The organism is Spongiivirga sp. MCCC 1A20706, from assembly GCF_046524175.1.
GTDB lineage: Bacteria > Bacteroidota > Bacteroidia > Flavobacteriales > Flavobacteriaceae > Spongiivirga.
The window spans coordinates 161794-188241 of the sequence record NZ_JBEFZF010000004.1 but is presented as its reverse complement, the minus strand read 5'-3'; the positions used below and the strand labels follow the sequence as shown (position 1 = coordinate 188241).

21 protein-coding genes are annotated in these 26448 nt (G+C 36.0%); 5 read left to right on the top strand and 16 right to left on the bottom strand.

The window, feature by feature from the left end:
* Positions 1–66 precede the first annotated feature (66 nt).
* From ABN763_RS11125 to tssD (ABN763_RS11090), 8 genes are all read right to left on the bottom strand, one after another.
* The gene (locus ABN763_RS11125; protein ID WP_410485541.1) at positions 67–489 is read right to left on the bottom strand and encodes a hypothetical protein; all 423 of its coding nucleotides are present in this window, start codon (positions 487–489) and stop codon (positions 67–69) included.
* Positions 486–2192, bottom strand: coding sequence for a DUF4280 domain-containing protein (locus ABN763_RS11120; RefSeq protein WP_410485540.1), 1707 nt, complete (start codon positions 2190–2192; stop codon positions 486–488). The genes ABN763_RS11125 and ABN763_RS11120 overlap by 4 nt, the downstream gene beginning before the upstream one ends.
* Positions 2192–3199, bottom strand: coding sequence for a hypothetical protein (locus ABN763_RS11115; RefSeq protein ID WP_410485539.1), 1008 nt, complete (start codon positions 3197–3199; stop codon positions 2192–2194). Before ABN763_RS11115 ends, ABN763_RS11120 begins: the two co-directional genes overlap by 1 nt.
* Positions 3199–5007 (bottom strand): type VI secretion system Vgr family protein, encoded by a 1809-nt coding sequence (locus ABN763_RS11110; RefSeq protein WP_410485538.1) that lies wholly within the window; start codon positions 5005–5007, stop codon positions 3199–3201. Before ABN763_RS11110 ends, ABN763_RS11115 begins: the two co-directional genes overlap by 1 nt.
* A 9-nt stretch (positions 5008–5016) precedes the next feature.
* Positions 5017–5415, bottom strand: a complete 399-nt coding sequence (locus ABN763_RS11105) for a hypothetical protein (RefSeq protein ID WP_410485537.1) — start codon at positions 5413–5415, stop codon at positions 5017–5019.
* Entirely contained in the window at positions 5402–6079 is a 678-nt protein-coding gene (locus tag ABN763_RS11100; protein WP_410485536.1) for a hypothetical protein, read from the bottom strand. The genes ABN763_RS11105 and ABN763_RS11100 overlap by 14 nt, the downstream gene beginning before the upstream one ends.
* Positions 6080–6084: 5 nt before the next feature.
* Positions 6085–6480 (bottom strand): type VI secretion system tube protein TssD, encoded by a 396-nt coding sequence (gene tssD / locus ABN763_RS11095; protein WP_410485535.1) that lies wholly within the window; start codon positions 6478–6480, stop codon positions 6085–6087.
* A 383-nt stretch (positions 6481–6863) separates the two neighbouring features.
* A complete protein-coding gene (gene tssD, locus ABN763_RS11090; protein ID WP_410485534.1) occupies positions 6864–7250 on the bottom strand; it encodes a type VI secretion system tube protein TssD in 387 nt (128 codons plus the stop codon).
* A 301-nt stretch (positions 7251–7551) separates the two neighbouring features.
* On the opposite strand from tssD (ABN763_RS11090), the gene ABN763_RS11085 reads away from it, so the two are divergent.
* From ABN763_RS11085 to ABN763_RS11070, 4 genes are all read left to right on the top strand, one after another.
* Positions 7552–10752, top strand: a complete 3201-nt coding sequence (locus ABN763_RS11085; protein ID WP_410485533.1) for a VPS10 domain-containing protein — start codon at positions 7552–7554, stop codon at positions 10750–10752.
* 178 nt (positions 10753–10930) lie between these two features.
* Positions 10931–11617: a DUF2490 domain-containing protein gene (locus ABN763_RS11080; RefSeq protein WP_410485532.1), complete on the top strand. Its 687-nt coding sequence runs from the start codon at positions 10931–10933 to the stop codon at positions 11615–11617.
* Positions 11618–11647: 30 nt separating this feature from the next.
* Positions 11648–13087 (top strand): SLC13 family permease, encoded by a 1440-nt coding sequence (locus ABN763_RS11075; protein WP_410485531.1) that lies wholly within the window; start codon positions 11648–11650, stop codon positions 13085–13087.
* 71 nt (positions 13088–13158) lie between these two features.
* A complete protein-coding gene (locus ABN763_RS11070) occupies positions 13159–14370 on the top strand; it encodes an alpha/beta fold hydrolase (RefSeq protein WP_410485530.1) in 1212 nt (403 codons plus the stop codon).
* A gap of 3 nt (positions 14371–14373) precedes the next feature.
* Here ABN763_RS11070 and ABN763_RS11065 read toward each other — a convergent pair whose 3' ends face one another.
* The 3 genes from ABN763_RS11065 to ABN763_RS11055 all read right to left on the bottom strand — a co-directional run bounded on the left by ABN763_RS11065 (position 14374) and on the right by ABN763_RS11055 (position 20359).
* Complete coding sequence (locus tag ABN763_RS11065) at positions 14374–17652, bottom strand: 4Fe-4S binding protein (protein WP_410485529.1); 3279 nt, start codon at positions 17650–17652, stop codon at positions 14374–14376.
* Positions 17653–17731: 79 nt separating this feature from the next.
* Positions 17732–18286 carry an OsmC family protein gene (locus ABN763_RS11060; RefSeq protein ID WP_410485528.1) on the bottom strand — a complete coding sequence of 185 codons (555 nt, stop codon included), beginning with the start codon at positions 18284–18286 and terminating at the stop codon, positions 17732–17734.
* Between the two features lie 174 nt (positions 18287–18460).
* Positions 18461–20359, bottom strand: coding sequence for a sigma 54-interacting transcriptional regulator (locus ABN763_RS11055; RefSeq protein ID WP_410485527.1), 1899 nt, complete (start codon positions 20357–20359; stop codon positions 18461–18463).
* 49 nt (positions 20360–20408) lie between these two features.
* Between ABN763_RS11055 and ABN763_RS11050 the strand changes: the two genes are divergently transcribed.
* Complete coding sequence (locus ABN763_RS11050; RefSeq protein WP_410485526.1) at positions 20409–22451, top strand: adenylate/guanylate cyclase domain-containing protein; 2043 nt, start codon at positions 20409–20411, stop codon at positions 22449–22451.
* Between the two features lie 37 nt (positions 22452–22488).
* On the opposite strand, the gene ABN763_RS11045 is transcribed toward ABN763_RS11050, so the two are convergent.
* The 5 genes from ABN763_RS11045 to ABN763_RS11025 form a co-directional block, all read right to left on the bottom strand.
* Positions 22489–23271, bottom strand: a complete 783-nt coding sequence (locus tag ABN763_RS11045) for an ABC transporter permease (protein WP_410485525.1) — start codon at positions 23269–23271, stop codon at positions 22489–22491.
* Positions 23264–23971 (bottom strand): ABC transporter ATP-binding protein, encoded by a 708-nt coding sequence (locus tag ABN763_RS11040; RefSeq protein ID WP_410485524.1) that lies wholly within the window; start codon positions 23969–23971, stop codon positions 23264–23266. Before ABN763_RS11040 ends, ABN763_RS11045 begins: the two co-directional genes overlap by 8 nt.
* On the bottom strand, positions 23968–25209 hold the full coding sequence (locus tag ABN763_RS11035) for a nitrous oxide reductase family maturation protein NosD (RefSeq protein ID WP_410485523.1): 1242 nt from the start codon (positions 25207–25209) through the stop codon (positions 23968–23970). Before ABN763_RS11035 ends, ABN763_RS11040 begins: the two co-directional genes overlap by 4 nt.
* A 106-nt stretch (positions 25210–25315) precedes the next feature.
* Complete coding sequence (locus tag ABN763_RS11030; RefSeq protein WP_410485522.1) at positions 25316–25762, bottom strand: nitrous oxide reductase accessory protein NosL; 447 nt, start codon at positions 25760–25762, stop codon at positions 25316–25318.
* The gene (locus tag ABN763_RS11025; RefSeq protein ID WP_410485521.1) at positions 25759–26376 is read right to left on the bottom strand and encodes a hypothetical protein; all 618 of its coding nucleotides are present in this window, start codon (positions 26374–26376) and stop codon (positions 25759–25761) included. Before ABN763_RS11025 ends, ABN763_RS11030 begins: the two co-directional genes overlap by 4 nt.
* Positions 26377–26448 lie beyond the last annotated feature (72 nt).

The window sequence follows — 26448 nt, the reverse complement described above, 5'->3', positions numbered from 1 at the left end:
ATCGTACTATCTCTATTCAAACTCGAACAGGAACTAGCTAAAAAGAGGATGGATAGAAATAATTTCTCACAACTTCATTTTTGATAAAATAATTTTCCCTAAATCCAATGTATCCGCTGCAAAAACACTTTTGTCATAATCATAATTATTTATATCAATAGTATCAGGGCTGTACCCTTTCTTATAAAAAATTATGAATGAACTATTAATCATTCTCTGCTCACTAAGATTTAATTTTTTCGAAGTGGTTATCTTTTTAGGCTTAATATAAAAGTCCCCATCGATTTCAGTTTTTACCATTTCTGATTTATCTGTGAAATATATTGACACCTGTTCAATAGGTTGATCTTCATGATCTACTACTTTTCCAATAACATTTGGAGAAAAATAGTAAGAGGTCTTGCAACTAATACCAATTACCACTATTAAAGCGATAAACAATTTGCTTTTGATTCTATCAAATTCATGTACTTTTAAAAAATAACTCATGTTTTAAGCTTTGTTAACCAAATAAGACCCAAAACATCCTTTTCAGCTGCTACCATACGCTCTCGGTCAGAATAGCTAATCCAATTTGTGTAATACGGCATAATATCTATTTCTCCTGTCGACGGATATTTAGTAGCACTAGAACTTTCTGATTGAGTAATTGTATTAACACTTCCTTTGTGACCATAAGAGTACGAGGTGCCGCCGTAGGCTTTTAAAATGGTATGACCGATTTCATGAGCTGCTGTCTCTTTAAAAACAACATCTTCATTTCTGGGTTCGCGATAACTCCATTTTTTTCCCTTAATATATCCCACGTTATAACAAACGGCTTCTCTAGAAACTAAGTTTCCAATTAATGAAATTGGACCTTCCACAGTTCCAGGATTGCCGGATCGCATCCAAGATCTATTGGTATTAAAAATCAATGAAACATCATCCATTGAATCTTGTTTCGTATTAACAGTATCAACTAATACTTCATACATAATGCCATTATATTGAACTGATTTGGCAGCCACATGATTTGAATTTCTTCCCCAGTGATAATTTATGCCTGCTATGGCTAATTGTTCTAAATCAGAAAAATTCTTATTTCTTTGTTTTATTATTGGTTTAGAACTGATCAGATCTTTAGATGGTATTTTATCCCATGGACACTTTTTAACTACCGGTGAATTTCTTGATGCCCCCATTTCTCGGCAGTCAACATCGGTACCGTGTTCTCCTCCGTCTTTTAAATTGACACGAAGGGTTACTAGAATCTGTTTTGTATTTTTTTGGATATCAACATCGACCCACTTTACCTCGTCACCTTTAAATTGGCCTATTTTTTTTGTGTCAGACTGCTCATTACCTTCTAACCAAACGGTAACCTTTATATCAAATTCGTTTTCTTTTAGCTCTTTAGTACTTAGATTCTGAGCATTGCTAAACCCGTCCCACTTCCATTCACTTTCTCCAACAGTCAGTAATTCTCCTTCAGTAATTTCTTCGCTGAAATAGGTACTACCATTTTTTCGCACCTCCACCAGCATCCGCTCAGCATCATTATCCTTCACCTCAATCTTGAATTTTATGAATTCATTCTCTTGATTTCCATTAAATGCAGGAATTCCTAAGGGTACAAACGTATCTTTAACAACACTTACAGCAACCGCTATTTCTTTTTCTTCTTCTTCTTGATTTGAATTACTTTGAGCATTCGTTTCTTCAGACGAAACACTCACTCCATCATAAGGAGAAGGATATTTGATTTCGTTAATATTTACCTGTGGTAACACCTGGGCTAATACTTCTTCATCAGCATTGTCTACATTCTGTGAAGAAGGCGCTGCTGTTTGTCCGTGAAATGTAATTTCAACGCATGGGGAACCAGCAATGGCGCATGTGGCTTTACTATCCTCAATTAACGGATATCCCTGATTTGATTTAATTTGAGTTTTTTCAAAAAAACCGGTCCATCCGGTAATACTAGGAACACATGGTAAAAATCCGCCCGTGGTTGGTTGTAACTTGCACTGACCAAATGTTTTCGCCTGGAAGGGCATTCCTAATTCTTTATCAGTCGCCACTAATTTTTGGCTTCCGGCACTATCGTTTATATATACCTTTTTCTGAGATAAAACAACAAGGGAATCCGGTGTCATTCCAAATTGACATTTACACAAGGCACCGTGACAAACAAGTTTTTTTTCGCTCATTACTTCTTTTTAAAGATTGAAAAACGTTTTTTTCTCGTCTGTACTTCCTTTTCCCTTTCAAGTTCTTCTTCCTTTTTGGACGCTATTTCTAGCCGCTTTGAGTTTTGTTCTCCTTGAAGTTTATTGATGTTAAGCGTGATTTGTTTTATCTTATCGTTACTAGAAGTATCCGTAAAACTTGTTTCAAGCTGAATCCATTTTGGTAAACAGGTATCTTCATGTAAATCAAAAACCACCTGAGAATTAACTTCGATTTTTGTATCAAGGACGTTGTTGAACATGTTCAACTCTTTAGGAGTAAAAAGTCGACTTCCTTCGAACTCGACAAATATCGTACTGTATGTGGTTATATTTCTTTTTAGCGTGTACATACCATCAATAAGAAACGAACTATTACCAGAACTTAATGGTACTAATAAGCCTCTATATGACTTTAGATTGGAATTATAACTACCAAAGATTTTACTCAAAAATGTTTTTAAAAATAAATCCTTTTCAAGGGACAACTCAAAATTCACTTCATTATCTAATCTATTGTCTATTTGCCTAAATATTTTGTCTGCCAGTGATCCTTGATATTCTAATTTAAGCTGAGACTTTTTCTTTTTCCAACGGTCTTTTATCTCGATAAGGTTTGTAACAGATAATACTGCTCCAACTCTATTAATGAGGAGCGTAATAGGATACAAAGCATCGTTAATCTCATCGGCAATCTGATCAATAATTAGCGAAGGTTGTTTTTTGTTGATAAAAAAATCATACTTAAAAAACGATATCAAAGCAGTATCATCTTCAAATATTTCGAGGCACTTTACTCCTATTTTATAATCGACTGTTTTGTGCTCGTTCGATTCTTGTGGATTTGTAATGATCAACTGAAATAGATACACATACTCTACATCAGGAACCGGAGTAAGATAAATTGGATTTGGAGCCAAATTTAGCTTTCCATCCTCCAATTCGGTAGTGCTCTCATCACGTAATATGTTGATTCCAAAATCCCTCATTAAACCAGAATATTCTTTTCACTACTGTTAGAAATTACCTGCTTAGCACTGGATAATTCCATATTGTCTTTGGTGCTATTCATTGTAATCTTTTCAGCGTTTTGCTCTAATTCTTTAGATTGGACTCCTATTTTACCTTCTATTAGCGTTTTAGACTCTTTAGCCGTTGTAGTGACTTCCTTGCCAATACTCGAATTTAAGTTTTCACCTATCGATACATTTTGATTTTGCCCAACAGAAACATCCATGTTTTCAGATACATTAACTTGAAGGTTTCTAGCAGTCAAAATCATGTTTTCATTCGCTGTAATCTCAATGTTGTTATTTGCGGAATCAATAAATACCTTATTATGATTTTTATCGGTAATGGTTATACTCTCAGCTCCGCTAGCATCGCTAAACTCAATTGTGTGTCCGCTGCGGGTTCTTATTGCCTTAATATCATTTTCCGGAGTATTCCAACTAGCCGCATTGGCTGACCCATTATACAAAGTCCCCATCACGTAAGGGCGCTCTGCGTTTCCTCCTTCAAAACCTACTAAGACTTCTTCATCAATTTCCGGAATGAAATGGAAACCCTTTTCCCCGCCAGCATGCGGGGTCAAAATTCGAAGCCATGGAGTAGTTGCTCCAGTAGCCTTTTGCCATGGAAACTGAACCTGAATACGACCTAATCCGTCAGGATCAGCATTGTCCGTAACAACCGCAGTCTGGCTTTGACTACGAGGATACGCCATAATATTGGTGTTTGGGTACACATCAGCATCTGACGTCAATCCCTCAAATCTATTTTGATAACGACCATTCTCAGTGGCTGTATGCGTTACTCTTGTAATACGGTAACTACCATAGGCTCCATTTTCATCTGCAATTTTAATAATGCTTCCTAACAAGACACCCGGGTTATCACTAACGCCATTTATCTTTACCTGATTAGCCTCTTCAGCTTTTTTCTGATTTTCAACATGCTTATCTAATCGCTGCTGTAGCTTCTCATCATTGTAAGTGTTAACAAAAACTGCTGTTTCTTTTAAAAACAACTCACTGCTTTTATTGCTGGTAAATGCATTATGGCCATTTAAATTACTATTAACACCACTGGTCGCTGACTCAACTTGATCAGCGTTTAAGTAATCATTTGTAAAGAAATTATAATTATTGGACGAAGGTTGTAATTTTAAAGAAAATTCCTCTAGGTCTTGCCCATATATTAGTTGAGTAGCTTCTACTTCTTCTGGTTTACCAAATATTAGTGTCTTGCCGTTATAATAAAACCACTCACCATATTGAGCCGCTAAACGACTTGCATATTGCCAAGCACTTTCCTGTTGCTGAACGCTATAGTGAAGTGTATCGTTATATTGCGGACTAAAATTGGTTTCTAATTTTGATTGATCATAGCCCTGAAAGGTTTGGTCGAGAATTTCAGCTAGTCCCATATCATTGTAAGAAGCATAATGTGGCCCATCATCCGCTAAAACTGTAGCACTTTGGGCTTTAATAATTACCAAATCACCTCCACCTTGATGAAAAGCTTTGGAGTTATTCACTCCAGTTACTACTCCTTTAAATTCTAGTTCTTTATAACCCTCTAAAGTATCCAAGGTGGTTACTTGAAGTGTAATGATTTCTCCAAGAAAATTACGGCTTTCTGAAGCTATTTCTCCACTGAGTTCTTCAAGAACATCCATACGACATACCAGTTCGAGCATATGATGCTGTGCCAAACCTTGATATAAACTTAGTTCCTTAAATGCCGTAATTTGATTACCTCCTATATATATTTGAATATTACTTTGTAATGCCATAATCTTATATTAAAATTTCACATCCTTCCCAACAACATCGACCAAAACTGGTTGCCAAGTTGTATCCTTTTTCTGATAGAAAACTGTGACATTGTAATTTTTACTTCGCTCCCAGGTTACCTCTTTCATCGGAATTGGTTTATCAAAATCAGACGAATCATAAACTTTCAATAAAATTCTATATCGAAAAAATGGCCTGATTTCATACAACAAATACTCTTTATTAAATAAATACAAATTATTTATTCGTTCAGCTTCATAAAAAGGCGCTTCTTTCAAAAATTCAATTTCCAGAAAACCATTTCTATGCTCTGGTATTACTGAAATTTTCTTTTTTTCTTCTTTAAGTTGGTTACAACCAAATAAAGACAAAACGAGAATGTAAGAAAAAAGTCTAATGCCTACCATCAATTGAATTCACATACTTTTGGGTTAACAATAAAGAAAAGCTTACACCAGGAACCCCATAACTAATATCTTCCTCTATGGCAGTCACGAAGCGATCACGTAACTCAACACCAATATTTTGTAATGATCTATAGTCAAACTCATATCTAGAGCCTGATTTACCACCATAAACTTCACCATATTCATCATCGTTATAAAGTGTATGTGTATACTCATGTAAAACCGTATTAAATGGTATATCACAATCTAAATCATAAAAACGTAGATCTGATTCATTTAACCATACTTCCTTACTATTCCATTTCACTGAACTTCGATCTTTATATCCTTCTTCCTGACGTACTACATTAACTGTCCAATGGGGGTTATCTAATACCCATTGAATATCAAAAACCAATCGATAATTCCTATCCCGAAAGTCCTTAATCAACTTTGCATCTTCAATTTCACCATAAGCCATTAAGAAATAATTATTGCTCCAGTGGTTCCAAATAAGTCTATCCGCAGCATCGTGAAATGCCTTTCTTCTTTGGTATGTCCAATATGTAAATGCCTCGCAATCCCCTCGCCACCACGAATATTTCCATCTTTGCCTAACCGTCACTATTTCTCGATTAGGTTCAATATAAATATCACAATAATCTAAAGGAATATGATAGCTCATAGTATTTACCCTTTAACCGGCCAATTATTAGTAAACGTCGTTCCCTTAACGCTTATTTCTCTTGCTGACAGCACTAAACGAATTTGTAATGGCTGATTACTGGTTGCATTAAACTGCTCCACATAATCCACGCAATATGCGTCGACAAAAACAACTTTTTTCAAACTAGACATACTATCCCGCCTGTAAAAAGTAATCTCTCCTTTTTTGACATTGGTTGATGAAATCATCCATTCTAAAAAATCTGTTTTGGAGGTCGATTCAATAATCAGACGTATTTGACCACCTTTAGGTTTCTCCGATGGTCTGCCGGTGGCATCCGTAAGTTGGTGAAATCCAAACGAGCAGTCAAGCACGTTCATTTCTTCTCCGTCAATAGTTAATTTCGCTAAAAAAGACATCTACCAATTATTTTAGTTAAGGTACAAATTATTGCAAAATAATAATGGAAAAGTTACATCTGAACTACAGATGAATTTGAATCTGCAAAAAGCAACATCAAACATTGATCTATCGAATATATGCTATTAAATAATCACCCAAATTTTTCCTACCAACCTAGGGCATTTTATAGCAACTCATTATTATCTGATTCGTCTCGAAAGATTGAATGCAATTAGATACTTTTTAGTTGAAACATTTTACATCCCCTAGCAATACAGTTAACAAAATATCCCAAAACAAGTGATGGTTAACTACACAGTAACTATCCTAGAAAATACAGATACTGGTTTGTTCAGAATGTAACTTTTCGATTGAACCACAAATGTGGTAAGTATCTAAATTATACCCACTCGTTAGTATGCGAACCATTACCAACTGCAATTTCTCTGGCCGATAAGGTAATGCGCTCCGTCATTGGGTTTTTTCCTGTAGAGTCGAAGTTCTCAACATACTTTACAGCATAAGCATCTGTAAATACCAACTCTTTTGCAGTCGCTTCAGTATCTCTTTTTAGAAACACAATAGAGCCACTACGTAATTCGAAATTGTTAAACATCCAGTCAGAAAGACTAGTGTCAGCTGTTGATTCTACTTCAATGGTAATCATTCCGCCACGAGTTACAGAAGAAGGTCGTCCTGTGGCGTCTGTTTCTTGGTGCAAACCGTAGTTACAGTTCAATACATTGTACTCGTTCCCACCGACTTTTAATTTAGCTTTAAAAGACATAATAATAAATTTTAATAATTAATAAAAAACTATAATAATGATAATAATGAACTTCAATATTAAATAGTTTTTCTAAAAAAACCAAATCTTATGGATTAATTTATAGTAAATAAGTATCAGTTTTTGAGGAACATACCGCACAAATACTCGCCTGATCAAAAATTAGAAAAGTAATAATTTTATGCTGTTTACAACAACTAAAAACTCCATTTTCCATTTAAAAACACCTTAACATCACTTTAAGAAATACGGCTTTACATTTTGCTAACTTTAGCGTCCAAAAACTAATTCAAACCAAAACATGCGTATTCTAATTACTCTTTTAATAGGTTTAATACCTCTAATTTCTGGTGCTCAAGAAATTAATCCCACTTATCTAAAAAATCTAAAACCTAGAAATATTGGCCCAGGTGGTATGAGTGGTCGTGTAACTGCCATTGATGTCGTGCATAATAACCCTGATGTAATGTATGTTGGTACCGCTTCGGGTGGACTTTGGAAATCGACCAGCGGAGGTATTAAATGGGAACCGATTTTTGATGGAGAATTAACTGCATCAATCGGTGCAATAGCAATCCAGCAATCGAATCCTTCTGTTATTTGGGTGGGTACTGGCGAAGGTAACCCCAGAAACAGTTTAAATGGTGGTTTTGGTATTTACAAGTCGTTAGATGGAGGCAAAAGCTGGAAATCAATGGGCCTTGAACAAACAAGACATATTCACAGGGTGATCATTGACCCCACCGATCCAAACACAGTTTATGTAGGCGCTATTGGTTCGCCTTGGGGTGAGCATCCTGAGCGTGGAGTTTTTAAAACTACCGACGGTGGCAAAACATGGAATAAAATATTATTTGCCAACAACAAAACGGGAGTGGCTGATATGGTGATGGATCCATCAAATCCTAACAAACTTTTTGTAGCGATGTGGGAACACAAGCGGGATCCCTGGTTTTTTAAATCAGGAGGTAAAGGAAGTGGACTTCACATGACACATGATGGCGGTAAAACCTGGAAAAAACTAAACGATAAAGATGGGCTTCCTAAAGGTGAACTTGGCCGAATTGGAATCGCAATTGCCAAAAACAAACCTAATATCGTTTATGCATTAATCGAGGCAAAGAAGAATGCACTTTATAAAAGTGTGGATGGCGGATTTAAATGGAAAAAAATCAACGATAAAAATGACATTGGCAACCGACCTTTTTACTATTCTGAAATCTATGTAGATCCGCAAAATGAAAATCGGGTTTTTTCCATTTTCACCTATGTGAATGCTTCTGAAGATGGCGGTAAAAACTTTAGCCAATTAATGCCAGCATATGGCGTAAGTAATGGCGTACATCCTGATCATCATGCTTGGTGGATACATCCTGAAAATGGACAATTTATGATTGATGGCAATGACGGTGGTATGAATATTACAAAAGACGGTGGTAAAACCTGGCGTTTTATTGGCAATCTACCGGTGGCTCAATTTTATCATATCGCAGTAGATAATGAATATCCTTACAACGTATATGGCGGTATGCAAGATAATGGTAGTTGGAGAGGCCCTTCTTATGTATGGCGTGCTCAAGGGATACGAAATTCCTATTGGCAAGAAATCTCATTTGGTGATGGTTTTGATGTAGTGCCTGATAAAGACAATTCGCAATACGGCTGGAGTATGAGTCAACAGGGTTTTGTTAGCCGATACGATTGGAAAACAGGAAATAATTACAGCGTTCGTCCCACGCATCCTGATCCTAAGGTTCAGCTTCGTTTCAATTGGAATGCTGCTATCAATATTGACCCTTTTGATAATAACACCATTTATTTTGGAAGTCAGTTTGTACATAAATCAACGGATAAAGGGCTGACTTGGAAAGTGATTTCCCCTGATCTAACTACGAACGATCCGGAAAAGCAAAAACAGGGTGAAAGTGGAGGCTTGACTATGGATGCTACCGGGGCAGAAAATCATTGCACGGTTTTAGTAATCGAACCTTCTCCTCTTGAAAAAGATATGTTTTGGGTGGGTACCGATGACGGCCGCGTTCACTTTACTCAAAACGGTGGAAATACGTACACTGAGGTTACCAAAAATATCAAAGGACTCCCTAAAGGAAGTTGGATTCCACAAATAAAAGCATCTAATAAAAATAAAGGTGAGGCATTGTTAATTGCAAATGATTACAGACGCTATAATTATACCCCTTATGCCTACCGTACCAAAAATTATGGTAAAACATGGGAACGAATTGTTGACCAAAGCGATGTTATAAGTTATGCCCTTTGCATTATTGAAGATCCTATTAATCCAAACCTTATGTTTCTAGGTACTGATGATGGTTTGTATGTTTCCTTTAATGCAGGAAAAAAATGGACCAAATGGGACAAAAAAGGTTTTCCAACTACCTCAGTTAAAGATTTAGTCATACAAGAAAGAGAGCACGATCTTGTTATTGGCACATTTGGTCGCGCCGCATGGGTTTTAGATGACATTCGTCCGCTAAGAGCTTTAGCACAAGACGCATCTATCCAAAACAAAAAATTACACTTGTTTGAACCTCCTACGGCATATCAAGCGGCTTATCAACAGCCTACTGGCAGCCGATTTGGAGGCGATGCGCTTTATAATGGGGAAAATAAATCCGGTGGAGCTCATATGACCTATTTTGTTCAGGTTAAGAAAAAGAAGAAAAAAGAAGGCAAAAAGAAAGATGAAGATACTGATAAAGAAGAGGACGAAAAGAAAGTAAAATGGGATTCTATTAAGATAAAAATTTACAACAATGACAAATTAATCCGATCTCTTAAGAGAAAAACACCAGATAGCACGGGTATCTACAAGACTCGTTGGTTTATGGATGAAAAAGGAAGTGAAAGGCCATCAAGAACCATTCGCAAACGAAAAAATGAGCCAGGTGGAGTAGATGTAAAACCAGGAACTTATAAAGTGGTTATGGAATACGGTGACCAAACTTCAACGCAGAATATTACCGTAAAAAGTGATCCAAGACTACAAGTTTCTCAAAAAGCCATTAATGATGCTTATACATATGGAAAACAAATTGAGAAAATGACCCAAACAGCTGCAGATGCTGTAAAACAGTTGGTAGAAAGTAAAAATACTGCCAATGAATACAAGGGCAAGTTGACCAAAAAAGATAAGAAAAAGTACAAAACCGAAATTAAATCTTCAAACGACATAGTGAAAGGTATTGACTCTATAATTGCCCTTTACATCGGTAAAGTAGACAAGCGTCAAGGTATTACACGTAATCCAGAAGTTACAGTAATGCAAAGGGTTTTTACTGCAAGCAGATATGTAGGTTCACGTCCTGAAGGTATCACTACCACTGAGCAGACTCTGATCAAAAATGCGAAGGATGCGTTGCAAGATGCCATTTCAAAAACAAACACATTCTTTTCGGATAAATGGAAAAACTATGAAACTGAAATGAAGAAAATTGATCTTTCGCCATTTAAGAAAACTAAAGTATTCTCTGTAGAATAATAACTGGTAAACTATATTAAATGATTAGGGTGTCTAAAAAGCGTCCTATCATGTCAATTCGAGCGCAGTCGAGAACCCTAAACCCTTTTTGGAATTAGATTTCGACTGCGCTCAACCTGAAACTTCTGAACTTCTTTATTTTTTTATAAACCCTGATCTTTTTTAAACAAGTAACCCAATGAAGAAACTATTAATCGGAATATTTCTATTAAGCTCCATCCAAGTATTTTCTCAAAACACTGGTGAAGATGAATTAGGAGCCTGGTATATGTATTTTGGCACCAACAAAGTATCTGATAAGCTCAGTGTTCACTCCGAGGCTCAATTCCGTTTTTATGAAACCTTTGGCAACTTCAATCAATTATTACTTCGTACCGGACTTAACTATCATATTTCTGACAAAGCGATAGTGACATTGGGATATGGCTACATTGCTACCGACACCACTTTTGAGGAATTTGAAGGTGAATTTGATCCAAAAGAAAATCGAATTTTTCAACAATTCATACTTAAAAACAAGGTGGGAAAATTTGCTTTCGAACATCGATATCGCATAGAACAGCGCTTTCTTAATTTCGGCAATAGCAATACCGACACACAACATAGAGGTCGCTATCGGCTTCAAATCACTTATCCACTTGATGACAACTGGTTTTTAAACGCCTATGACGAAGTGTTTATTAATTTTCAAGAACCTATATTCGGTCAAAACCGATTATACTTTGCTTTAGGACGTAAGTTTAATGAAGATGTGCAATTGCAGTTGGGATACTTAAAAAACCATTTTACTGGAATAAACTTCGACCGTTTGCAGCTAGGTTTGATCTTTAATACCGATTTACGTAGGAAAAACAAAGTACAATAAGCAGTTTAAAATTTCTATTTTAGTGCTTGTATGAAAGCATTCCCTTTGTCCAAGCAAATTGGGTTATTTGCAGGTCCAATATTATTTTTTGTTCTTTTAGCTATGCCGGAAATGGTAAGTCCAATGGCTGATAAAGTATTGGCTGTAGCTACTTGGATGGTTACCTGGTGGATTACCGAAGCTGTTTCTATATCGGTCACCGCATTACTTCCTTTAGTGTTATTTCCTTTAAACGGAGTAATGGATATTGGAGAAGTTTCTCAAAACTACGGACATCGAATCGTATTTCTGTTTTTTGGTGGCTTCATAATGGCTTTAGCATTAGAAAAAGTGAATCTTCATAAACGTATTGCACTTCATATTATTAGAATTACGGGAACAAGCCCTAACCGAATTATCCTTGGGTTTATGATTGCCACAGCAGTCTTAAGTATGTGGATAAGTAATACGGCAAGCACCTTGGTAATGCTTCCGATTGCGCTTTCTGTAATTTCCTTATTAATTAATGATGAAGATGGTTTTACTGCAAATGACAAAAATTTTGCCCTCAGCATTATGCTAGGCATTGCATTTTCTGCTAATGCCGGTGGTATTGCAACCATAATAGGCACCCCACCAAACGCCGTTCTGGTTGGATTCTTAGAGAAAGAATATCAAATAGATATCTCATTTTTAAATTGGTTAGTCATTGGCTTACCATTTTCCATTTTAATGATTATTTCTACCTACTTCGTACTAGTAAAAATCGTTTTTCCTAATAGACTTGGTAAGTTTGAAGCATCATCTGCAGTTATCAATTCTGAAATACAAAAACTAGGAAAGATCTCTTCTCAAGAAAAGAAGGTGATTGCGGTATTTGTATTTGCCATTTTCATGTGGATATTTAAAGGAGTACTTAATACTCAGTTTGAGTTTATTAATATTAATGACACCGAAATTGCGATGATCGCGGCTATTGCCCTTTTCGTTATCCCACAAAAATTAAGAAAAGGCGAATTTGTCTTACAATGGAATGATACGGCCAAAATGGCATGGGGAATCTTAATTTTATTTGGCGGCGGATTGGCATTAGCCTCCGGCCTAAAAGAATCTGGAATTGTAGATGCCATTGCAAATGGAATTGCAAGTAATGTAAGCTGGGGGATATCGCTAATTGTAATCACTTTGATTATAGTAGTATTATTTACAACCGAACTTTTTAGTAATGTAGCTTTAATTAATATTGCAGCTCCGGTTGTTGCTGGAATCGCTATCGGACTTGATGTACCAATGCTGCATGTTCTTATTCCAATAACAATAGCTTCCAGCTGTGCCTTTATGCTACCTATGGCAACTCCGCCAAATGCCATTGTATTTGCCAGCGGCCATGTAAAAGTATCGCAAATGGTAAAGGCAGGTTTCATTTTGAATTGTATTGGTGTTGCCCTATTAATAATATTTTATAAGTATGTGATTCCTCTGGTTTTTTAGCCAAGTGTATTCATTAGGTTATTACTGAAAGCTTCGTAACTTGTTATCGACTACCGTAACAAAACCGACCGATGAATCAACAAAAATTGTATTTTCAAAATAGAGAAGGACATCAACTTTCGGGAAGATTGGAGCTTCCTGCGAACGAGCATCCACATAATTATGTATTATTCGCTCATTGTTTTACGTGCAACAAAAACCTATCTGCAGTAAGAAATATTAGCCGAGCACTTACCAGCCAAGGATTTGGTGTTTTTCGATTTGATTTTACTGGCTTAGGAGAAAGTGAAGGCGATTTTGCAGACACCAATTTTTCAGGAAATGTTGATGACTTGGTAGCTGCGGCAGCATTTCTGGAAAAAGAGTATGAAGCCCCTACCGTTTTAGTGGGGCATTCTTTAGGTGGAGCGGCCGTTTTATTTGCCGCAGGTAAGTTACCAGAGGTAAAAGCAGTCGCTACTATTGGTGCTCCATCAGATCCTGAACATGTAACACACTTATTAAAAAGTAGTATTGACGAGATCAATCAAAATGGGAAGGCAATAGTGAATCTTAGCGGACGCGATTTTACTATTAAAAAACAGTTTATTGATGATTTAAAAAGTAAGTCACTGCCATCGATCATCTCCGATTTTGGTAAAGCGCTTTTAGTAATGCACTCTCCTCAAGACCTTACAGTCGGAATCAAAAATGCCGAGCAAATATATCACGCTGCCAAACACCCTAAAAGTTTTGTTAGTCTAGATGGAGCTGATCATCTGTTAATGCGAAAAGAAGATTCAAATTATGTTGGTCAGGTCATTGCAGGGTGGTCATCAAGATATCTCGAGACTTCTGAAACCGGTTTGCTTAAAACAAATCATGAGGTAGTTGCCAGTTTAAATACTGAAGATGGTTTTACTACGAACTTGAAAGTTGGCGATCATTTTATTACTGCTGACGAACCGAAATCAGTAGGCGGGAATAATTTTGGACCGAATCCGTATGAGTTGGTTTCCGCAGGACTTTCGGCTTGTACAGCGATGACCATTCAGATGTACGTGAAGCGAAAGGGTTGGGATCTACAAAATGTCGAAGTACACACTAGCTATTCTAAACAACATGCTTCGGATTGTGAGAATTGTGAGGACCCAAAGGCCAAAATTGATGTATTTGACCGTGAGATCAAACTCACGGGAAACCTTGATGAGAAGCAGATAAACCGTATTCTTCAAATTGCTGATAAATGTCCTGTACATAAGACATTGCATAACGCAGTACAAGTAAAAACAAAGCTTATTTGAACCCTAAGAACCATAAAACAATCTATTTCTCGGGCTGGAATAGTAATTAAGATTACTTAAAGACATTTCGTTAAATTTATTATATCGACGATCTATATTGTTTTGTATCAACTCAAAAACTTCAGTATTGAAACCGTTTTTGCGCTTAAATAAATTCTGAAAACGGTTTTCTTGTTTTAAATATTCGATTACTGGGATCTTTGGCTTTTGAGAATCTAAGCGTAGAGGATTCAAGTCTCTGAATTTGAGACTTGGATTAAACCGATATAAAAGCCACTGACCACTTTCAACCGCCGCTTTATGGTATTTACTAGGATGGCGCATATCTATACCATGTGATTCACTATGACAATAAGCAATGATCAAGGATGGTCCTTCATAGTTTTCTGCTTCAATAAATGCCTTCAGTGTTTGTTCTTGATCAGCGCCTATAGCAACTGACGCTACATATACATCCTCATATTGCATTGCCAATAACCCTAAATCTTTTTTTCGTCCTTGTTTTGATCTGTAGGCAAATTTAGTTGTTGCACCATAAGGAGTAGCCTTTGACATTTGGCCTCCGGTGTTGTCATATACCTCATTATCCAATACCAAAATATTGACATTTGCTCCACTCGCGAGTACATGATCTAAACCGCCATATCCAATATCGTACGCCCATCCATCTCCACCTACTATCCAAGTGCTTTTCTTTTTTTTACCAGCATTTCTATTCAAAAAATCGGTTGCCATGCCAAAGCCTAAACCAAATTCGGCATTATTTTCAAATAGTGAGTTAGCCCAAGCGGGACCTACCCCATCCTTATTGGTAGACCATGGGGTCGTTGGCAAAGCTCCTCCAAAAATCGAACTGGCTCCGGTTGCATTCGCAACCAAAAGACGCTCACCATACAGTTGAGAAAGTAGTTTTAAATAAGGAGCACTACCGCATCCTTTTACACCAGACGAATACTTAAAAAGCGGTTCTATCAGCTGTATATGATTTAGTTTGCTGATTGATATGCGCTCCTTTTCAATCTCGGGAATTGAATTAAAATAGTCCCAGTTTTCCCTTTTCAAATCCTTCTTCACCTCAGCACTTTCGAGTTTTAGTGTATTCTTAACCGGGCAAGCATCAATACATTGATTACAACCATTACATTGATCAGGATGCACCTGTATGGTAAAGTTTAATAGGTCAAACTCAGCATCAAGGGCAGGGACACTTTCAAAATCTACAGGTGCTTTTTGAACTAGGTCATTGTCGAATACCTTAGCTCGTATAGCTCCTTGTGGGCAGGCCAACGAACAAGCACCACATTGTATACATATCTCCGGATTCCAAACAGGAATTTCCGAAACTGACATAAATTCATTGAAGCTTGAAGTGTTTGTCGGGTAGGTCCCATCAAAGGGTAGTTCGCTTGTGGTGATCTCATTTCCTTTGAGTGACATTAATCTGTTCAATACATCAGACTGAACGGTGCTTTCATTTTTCTTGAAAACACATTGGGCAGTATCAATTTCTATTCGGTGACTTTCAGGATTAAAATAATCAACCTTATTTGTTTTTATTTTGGTTAGATTCAAAAAGAAAGCATGTAATGCCGTTATTTTATTTCCTTCAAAAATGTACTCCTCTTTAATTTCGTCAGACTTAATTATGTATATCTTAATTTCTTTAGCTATTAGTAATCGCTGATTTTTTGCCGGAAGATCATTCCAAAAAGCCTCTCTGGACTTTTCCGTTAGCACCACTAAACTTGCTTTGAAAGCTAATCTCTCGACTGCTATATCCTTTATGATAAATGAGTCGTGTTCACAGCAAACTATATTTGCAGAAGCAATGGTATACGGTGCACTAACCGGTTTTGAATCGATCCTGAGGTTCACTACCTCTCTCGATTCGTACTTTTTATAATCAAATTCGGTGTACATCTGTACTTGGTTACTTGTAGCAACCGTTGTAAGTACACGATCTATGCTTTCGGTATTTTCAGCGGACCTGTACTGAAAAAAAAGAATTTCGTTCATCTCTTTTTCAAGATGAACATTGTGAGTTATGTTTAGGTGAGAGTCGGTTATATCATCTTCAATACCAACGGTAAAACTATTTTTAGGAAGCTTAGATGTCAAATTATCAAAAATAGCAACGGCCATATTGGGGGTAAACTCTTTAGAGGATAGGCCATATCGTCCCCCTACAACTCTTGGTAGATGAGAAATTTCATCATTTGTAAAAGCTTCGGTTAATGATTGAACTATATCTAAATAAAGTGGCTCCCCAGCAGCTCCAGGTTCTTTTGTCCGATCTAAAACTGCTATCGATTTTACTGTTTTCGGCAAGGAATTAAGAAGATGCTTTTTGCTAAATGGACGAAATAGTCGAACCTTGATCAATCCTAATTTAAATCCTTTAGCGTTCAGGTAACTGATCGTTTTTTCAACCGTGCATGAAGAGGATGCCATTGTAACGATTACGTTTTCTGCTTCGGGATTACCTACATAATCAAATAATTTATACCGGCGTCCTGTTAGTTCTGTAAATTGATCCATCGTGTCTTGAACGATGGTCGGACAAAGGTTATGGAATATATTTTGCGCTTCCCTACTTTGAAAAAACACATCTGGTCCTTGTGTAGTTCCGCGGAGGCTAGGATTATCGTTGTTCAGTGCGCGATTTCTATGTTCTTCTATTAGCTTGTGATCTATCATTTGAGATATGATATGATCGTCTATAGGTTGTATACAATTCTTTTCGTGAGATGTTCTGAATCCATCAAAAAAATGAACGAACGGCACTCTTGAATTCAAGCTCGCTGCTTTAGCTATCAGTGCAAAATCCTGTGCTTCCTGTACTGAAGCACTGCTTAAAAAAGCATAACCTGTTTGTCTTGCAGCCATGACATCACTGTGATCTCCAAATATCGATAGCGCATGAGTTGCAATTGAACGTGTAGCGACATGTATCACATTCGGTAACAACTCGCCCGCGATTCTATACATGGCCGGTATCATTAACAATAAACCTTGAGAAGCAGTGAATGTAGAAGACAATGTTCCCGATAGCAATGCACCGTGCATGGTACCTGCAACTCCCGATTCGCTTTGCATCTCAAAAACTGAAGGTACGGCGCCTTGCAAGTTTTTCTTTTTTTTACTGCTCCACTCCTCTACTAACGCCGACATTTCCGATGTTGGTGTGCAAGGGTAAATAGGAAAAACTTCGTTGGTTTTATAAGCAATGGAAGCAACTGCTTCGTACGCTGTAGTAAAATGATATGGCTGGCTGGTTTTCATCGGTTGTAATAATTGAAAAAATTAAAGACCGCCCGAACAAATCAATCAATTGCTGAGCGGTCTTTATTGAGATTCGATTTTAACATTTAACAATCTCGATCGAAACTGGGGTAGGGTTGGAAATCATGTCAAATACCGGTGAAAATCTAGCTAGATTTTCAAGTTGCTCAGCAGTAGCATCAGATTTCACCTTTAATTTGAATTTAACTCCATCAAAACCCTTTCTAACTTCAGGATCCAACCCAAGGAATCCATGTAAATCACAACCACCTTCTAAGGTCGACTCAGCGCTTTCAATTTCAATTCCATTAGCCGCGGCGTGGTACGCCATCGCACCAGTTAAGCAAGAACCAAGAGCATGAAGTACTACCTCAGCCGGTGTAGCAGCTTTGTCTTCACCAAGTAATACGTTAGGATGATCACACTCCATAGTAAAGGTTTCCTTTCGGGTAGTATCTTCTTGTCCTACCCCATAAAAGCCTTTAACACTCGACACACATCTACCTCCTTCAATCCAGTTGTTCTTTGCCCTAAATTCAAATTTGGCCAAAGCCGGATCATCTTGAACATGCTTGATGGTTTGCATTAACTGGTCTACATTTACTCCGTTTGTAAAATTTTCTGTTGTTGTCATTTTTTCTATTTTAAATTGATTAGACATTTTGTTGACAACCAGTATGCGATTTGCATGCCAAAACATTTAAAATATTGAAAATCAATGACCTAAAATTAAATAGGATAAATAAAATAGTAACGACATTTCGTTAATTTATGAAAAATCATAAATTTTTAACGAGATATCGTAATTTTAATACGAGCGCTCAATGCCAAGAGCCTTAATTTTAGAGGTGAGTGTTGTAGGCTTCATATCAAGTAATTCTGCAGCACCATTTTTTCCTGATATTTTCCAACCGCATTGTTTTACAGCTCTTGTTATGTTCTCTTTTTCAAACAAGAGCATCTGTTTTGAACTAAGTATTCTTTGAGTAATATTGTCACTTTCGAGATTCTCAATATCCAAATTAGTTGGCAAAATGCGCTCCCAGTTTACATTTCCTTTTTGAGAAACAATTACAGCTCGCTCAACCAAATTTTGTAATTCTCGGACATTACCGGGCCAAGTATAGCTTTCAAATAATAATCTATCTGTATCAGATAGTTCAATGTGTTGTTTATTTAGTTTAGAAGAAAAATCGTGAATCATTGCTTCTGCAATAAGGCAAATATCTTCTCCTCTAGTTCTTAAAGGAGGAACCATAATCGGAAATACATTTAAACGATAATACAAATCTTCTCTAAACTTATTTTCCTTAGCATACTGAAGCAAATCTCTATGCGTAGCAGCAATGATTCGGACATCAATCTTCTTCGTTTCAGAACTACCTACAGGTTCAAATTCACCTTCTTGAATAACCCTTAACAGTTTAGGTTGCAATTCCAATGGTAATTCACCAATTTCATCTAGAAAAATTGTCCCTTTGTCAGCAAGTAAAAAACGCCCTTTTCGGTCTTCAGTTGCCCCCGTAAAAGCACCCTTTTTATGACCAAATAACTCACTTTCGATTAGATTGGTAGGTATTGCCCCACAATTAAGTCTTATTAAAGGCTTATGGTTTCTTTCACTTGCTTGGTGAATGGCTCTTGCAACTAACTCTTTTCCGGTACCCGTCTCACCTGTTATTAATACGGTCGCACTGGTCCCCGCCACTTGATTGATCAAATTAAGTACGTTTTGCATTCCAATATCTTTGGTGATGATGCCATAAGTATTGGTAAGCTCCTCAATTTCCCGCTCTAAATACTCAGTTTGATTGGTAAGTAAATTGATCTTATTCTCTGCCTCTAATCGATTCTCAATATTACGTAAAATGAGTGTATAAAAGACTCCCTCTGCCCTACCATTTTTACTAATGGTACCTTCGTTAATGGAAGTAGTTTTGTTAGATCCGACTATCTTCAAAAGTCCGGGTAAATAATTATTTAATTTAACGGGATTGTCTTCTTCTATAATTGATTTTATCATCTTAGTTCCTTCATGGTCAAGAAACGTACGCAAATCGAGATTTGTAACATCTTTATTTTCAAAAAGGCTTAGGGCAGAAGGATTAGTAAGTACTATTTTCAATTGGCTGTTGAACATAATAATACTATCCATAGCGCCATGAACTAAACTCATCATTTTTGAATTCACAAGTTCTAGTTCCTTTTTCGAAATCGACAAATTTTCCTGAATACGGTCTAACTCTCTATGTCGTCTTATTAAAACAGATAAAATACCTTGGGTAAACCCACTATCATTTGTCAATAAGTTAAGAAAGTGATGTCTTCCTATTTTAAAAACAACGGTCTCTTTAATGGCAGTTACTGAAGCTGAACGTTCTTTATTATCTATAAGTGCATATTCACCAAAGCAGTCGCCTTTGTTTAATATATCATATTGGTGTTCTTCGCCATGAATCTTAACACTACCTTGATAAATAACATATAATGCATCGCCAATGTCATTTTTTTCAAAAACAACTTGATCTTTTTTAAAAATCTGTTGTTGTGTGTCTTTTGCCAAATATTCTAAAGACCTTTTTTCAACCTCAGAAAAGAAAGGAACTTGTGTTAAAAAAGAAACTATGGTTCTAGTAGGCAACATTTCCATATTGAATACTTGTTTTCCGTTTTTAAAGATAGTTCTAAAAACCAAAACCTGTTGCATATGCAACTATTTACTTAAATTTAGGGTAACCAACCTAAGAATTTTCTTAATGTCTCAACACAGACAATTAGCTGCTATCATGTTTACCGACATCGAAGGATACACTTCTATCATGCAACAGGATGAATTAGAAGCTATTGCTGTAAGAAATAAGCATCGTGATATATTTAACAGTAATACTGAAAAATATAACGGCAAGATTATTCAATATTTCGGAGATGGAACATTAAGTATTTTTAAAAGCTCAGTAGAAGCCGTTGAATGTGCCATTCAGCTACAAAAGGCTTTTATAAGTGACCCCACAATTCCTGTAAGAATCGGTATTCATGTTGGCGATATTGTGTATAGTAAGGATGATATCATTGGTGATGCTGTTAATGTCGCTTCACGTATTGAATCATGTGCCATTTCTGGTAGTATTTTAATTTCTGATAAAGTAAATGATCAACTTCGAAGCCATAGGCACATTAAAACCGAGTTTCTAGATGCTTATGAGCTTAAGAATGTAGAAGATACCGTTCCTATTTTCGCGATAGCCGGAGAAGGTTTAAAAATTCCAAAACCGGAACAAGTAAGAGGAAAACTAAAGCAAACAATACAACCTAAAAAATCAACTTTTTCATTAAAGAAAATTGCGATCGCTGCCCTAATATTGATTTCCCTAATACTAGTCGCCCACAATGCAGAGCTATTTACGGCAAAGATTACCTTTACTGATAAGTCTATTGCTGTTTTACCCTTTACCAATTTTAGTAAGGATAGCGAGTCAGATATTTTGAGTGATGGGGTTACAGAAGATATATTAAGTCAGCTTTCAAAATTAAAGGACCTACATGTTATTTCGCGTACGTCGGTAACACAGTACAAAAACACTAAAAAAAATATCCGGGACATCGCCAAAGAACTGGATGTCACATTTATTCTTGAAGGGAGTATTCAGAAAAACGGTGATCAGGTTCGAATTACAGCACAGCTAATTGATACAAAGAACGACAAACACATCTGGGCAGAAAAATATGACCTGACTCTTACCAATATTTTTACTATTCAATCAGAGGTTTCTGAAGAAATCGTGAAGGCCCTCGATTTAAACTTAACTTCAGACAAACAAAAAGAAATCGCGCGAATACCTACTAGGAATATAGCAGCCTACAAACTATTCTTAAAAGGAAAAAGAGAAGCAGACAAACGAAATAATGAGAGTATTGAAGCAAGTATAAAGCTTTACAAAGAAGTGATTGCTTTAGATCCTAATTATGCTGAAGCCTATGCAGAAATAGCAAACTCTATCTTTTTACAAACATACTATGGAAATGCCAACCCAAACACTGCCGCTAAAACAGCAGAGCAATATTTAGAACGTGCAGAAAAAATAAATAGCTCGATATCAAGAGTATATACAGTCAAGGGATTACTATATAATCACACTAAGCAATTTAAAAAAGCAAAAGCTGCTTTTGAAAAAGCTATAGAATTATCACCAAATGACGTTACAGCCAGACATCAATTCGCGACCTTCTTTTACTATACTGAGGATTATGAAAAACAACTAGAACAGACAAAAATCGCCTATAGCCTCGACCCTCTTTCTTTTGCTACAGCATCAAGTTATTTCACTGCTCTTACTAGCAATAATAGATTTGATGAAGCTGAAGCTTTAATTGAAGAGATAAAGACTAATAACAAAGAAAGTGATCCTTTTGTTATTAACCGACTTTATATGCGCTTATATATGGCGAAACCAGATTTTAAGAAAGCGATTGAACCATTAAAATATCTTTCTTCAAAAGATTGGGCTTATTATCGGTTCTTAGGATATAGCTATGGACGATTAAAAGATACTTCAAATGCATACCGCATTATCGATAGTATTAAAGATTTAGATATTACACGAATGAAAAATCACCGGGTCGCAGTAGTTTTTGCAGGACTTGATATTAATGACAGTATTTTTTATTATTTAGATACAGCTAGAAATAAGAGTAAACTATTCAATAATAAAAGGATTTATTATTTTGATGATTTCAAAAAGACCTCTTTTTATACAAAACTTTTAGCACAACATAGGATACAGAATCATTTACAGGAATAGGCTTAACAACTAAACTAGGTATAGATTCGTAAAACATTTAGAAATCCTTTTTTAGAGCTTTAATTACTAGCCTCCAAATTGGCAATACTACCCACAAGGTTAATATCAAAAGAGAAATTATCAGCCCTAGGTTTGTCCCGAAAAAACTTTTAAAAACAGCTCCTGTATATCCTAATAAGGCTGAAATATCAAGTTTTAACAAGATCAATGTACGAGATAGATCAATAGGATTGAACATGGTTGCGGCGATGGAAAATGTATCTAGTGGGTATTCTTCAAAAACAATTAATGACATTAAAAAAAGGCCATCATAAATAACAGCCATAAATAGCCATAATAGCACCGCATAACCAAACCCCTTGATTTTATTCTCATTTGAAATGGCAATGTTAAATGATAAAACGGTAAAGATTATTGTCAAAAATGACCCAACTGCCAGCAGTAAAGAAAAATCGAAGATTGCACTACTTTTAAAAAGGCCGTATGATATAAAAGGAATTCCTAATCCGAGTACTAAACTTAATAATAACGAACCTGAAACTCCTAAAAACTGTCCCATAAAAATCGATGAACGCTTTATTGGTTGCGCCAGCAAAAGCTCGGTAAATTCTTTGCTGTTATAGTAGTACATGACACCAAAAATGGTACTAATCAATGGCACTAAAATGATAATAACATTCATTAAGGTGATTACAGCTTTTGAAACATCATTGTTCAGAAATAGCAGCACAAAACCCAAAATTAGATAGAACAAAAAGTACACGTAACTCCATCGACTTCGCATTAAATCAAAAAAACTGTATTTGAGAATTTTAAACATGTGTTTCCTTCGTTATCGCTGCAACAGCATGTTCAACACTTGCTTGGTTTGTGATACTTTTTAATTCGTCAATGGTACCATTAAAATGGATGTTTCCCTCCAGAAGGTAAATAATGTTATCAGCCACCTCCTCGACAAACTGCATAATGTGGGAGGTTATTAATATGGTTTTTCTTTTTTCACGTTCGCGACTAATTAGTTGTTTTAAACTTATCAATGAAACAGGATCTAAACCGCTTGTCGGTTCATCTAGAATTACTAAAGGCGCGTTAAACATAAATGCCAAAACAATATTCACTTTTTGCTTGGTTCCGCCGGAAAGTGATGTCAATTTTTTATCTAAAAAAGGTTTTAACCCGAAAAGTGAGATCAAATCTTTATCATCACTCTCCTGTTGCCTTAAATCTTTAATCATTTTTATGAGTTCACGTACTTTAAGATTAGCAGGAAAGTTCGCAATTTGAGGTAAGTATTGAATTCTTTCTCTGTACTTCCATTTTTTCTTGATAAGACTTTCTTGAATTGATATGCTTCCTTTATCAGGAATTACCATACCCAATATACTTTTAATTAGAGTCGTTTTTCCCGAGCCGTTGGGACCTAAAACTGCAATAATACCTGGCTTATCAATTTCAAGATCGACACCTTGAAGCACTTGATTTTTCCCATACTTTTTATGTAGGCCTTCAATTTTAATCATATTATTTTCTTCATCAAAGGATTCGCGTCAACTAGATTATCAGGAGTAAATACCGGAGATACTTTTTCAGAAAAATCAATAATATCCATAAACAGGCTACGTAGTAAAATAATTGTCTCCGGTGTTCTATTTACCACATATGAAAAGAGTTTTACAGGCCTATACGGAACATCTCCAATGCCATTTTTATCTAGATCATAGCCCGTATAATTACTCCAATAATTGCCGTCAAAAATGTTGTCATTTAGCTTGCTGTTGTAGGATACATCGAACGAATTATACAGGAAGTTGTTACTTTCAAATTTATTGGCGTAACAGGCTCCTAATACCTTCACTGCCCAGCCATTCTTAATAAAACTGTTTTTTTGATAATTAATTCGGTTTGATCCTTCGGTATTTATTGCAATGGTATTTTCCTCAAAGGTATTACCGATAATTTCGGCATCATTAATCTCTTTTAGAAGCACTCCGTAAGCAGTTGTTCCCCAATTTTTTCTAAAAATGTTATTGATCATTTTTATCCTTTTAGAAAACATAACGGCAACACCTGCCCCATTGTTTTCGAAAGTATTATTGGTATATACATCATCATTAGAAAACATAAAATGTAGTCCATAACGTAAATTGTTAGAACTACTATTATTGTTAATCACAATGTTATCTGAAAACTCTAAATAAATACCATCACGTACTCCTTGTACAATGTTTCTGTCTACCTCCACATGCTTTGAATACCATAGCTGAATACCATTACCAGAATTATATTCGTCTTTAGCATCGCCTATAATTTTGTTATGGTAGATTTTACCATGATTTGATTTTTCAATGTAGATACCGAAAAAGAGTTTTTCTAAAACAACATTCGTAATAACAAAATTCTCGCAACGCACCACTCTTATGGCAGCATGATCACTGGTATAGCTGGTGCCTACGTTTATGATAAAAAGTCCGTCAATAGTTACATTATCTGCAACCACTCTAATAATCTCACCTTTATCTTCACCATCAATAATAGGGTACTCATTACCAATAATTGTTAAAGGTTTATCAACTAGTATATTATATTCTTTATAAATTCCTTTTTTTATTAGAATAGTATCTGTATCCTGAGCTTTCGAAATAGCATCCTTAACGGACTTTATATCGCATGCGGCGCAAACGTCTATGGTTTTAGATTCTCCTATAAACCAATACAGTATACATACAAAAAAGATAATATGCTTCAATTTCGAGGTCATCACATTTACTACAATATGGTGTATTTAAGGCAGGTGTTTATTGTAAATTTTTCGTTTATAAAAACTATGCTTTGTTTCATAATAGCATTTCTTAACTGAAAGTTTTTCAATTGTTTAGGTGATTTTGAAGTTCTTCCCAGGTGTATAGCGTGCCGCCAATATTTTTCCATACTTCTTCAGCACTTGGCCTATCATCAAAAGCGGTCAAATAAGCTCCCATAGGACTTGGTAGCTGTTCACTAATTAAAAAGGTGGCGGTACTAATTGGAATTAATTCTTCAGGGGTATCATGATGATTAGTCAGTAATTTATCGATAGTGTTTTTATCAATTTCCTTAATATGATTGACCATACACTCTGCCGCATCAAACTTATATACCTTTCCTTTTTTGGTGACCAGCTCAGCTGCGTGAATTTTATCTACAATTGTCATTTTACAATAATGACAACTGTCAGCTCCGTATTTAATAGGTTTGGGCCCAGTACTGCAGGATAGTATTGTACTTAAAATGAAGACCGCTATAAACAAATTGGTTTTTAAATACTTTTTCATACCCTTTCTAATTTGAAATTCCTTCTTCCAATAATATAAGCCAGCAGCGTGAGTAACATCCCTACGAACATTAAGTAACCTCCTAATCTAGGATAAGAAAATGCATCAAAATTTAGGAGTTTTTTGTGCCCGAGTAAAGGAGGTTTGTAGCTCATTGGGGTACCATCAGGGTTCTGAAGTTTCATAATGGCATTCGGGTCCAGATTGGTCCCATAATCAATCATCCAAGCATTAAAATCATACATTCCCAACGTACCCAAAATAGTCATCAAAATGAACCACACTAAAAACCATTGATATCCTATCTTCTTTGTTAGGACTAAAAAACCGAACAAAACACCTAGCAAAGCCATACCGCCAACTACCATTGGAAAAACCCTAAACTCCCACATATCTTCAGGCTTCGGTAAGGTTTTCATACCGATATAGTGGTTTAACCCATCAATATTTTGAATATCGAATTCGTTTTGACCTTCGATACCATTAATAAAAATATTCATCCCTAAAGGTTCCGGATATTGCGGTGCACCGAGCATAATATTCCAAAGCGGAAATTTAAATAAGCCCAATAACAAGAGGGAACCAACTATCATTAAAATACTTGCTTTTTTCATAGTCTTAGATAAAGTGAATACAGATGGAAATGGCGAAAGAAATGGGCAGCTTTCCACTGCCCATTTTAGCTT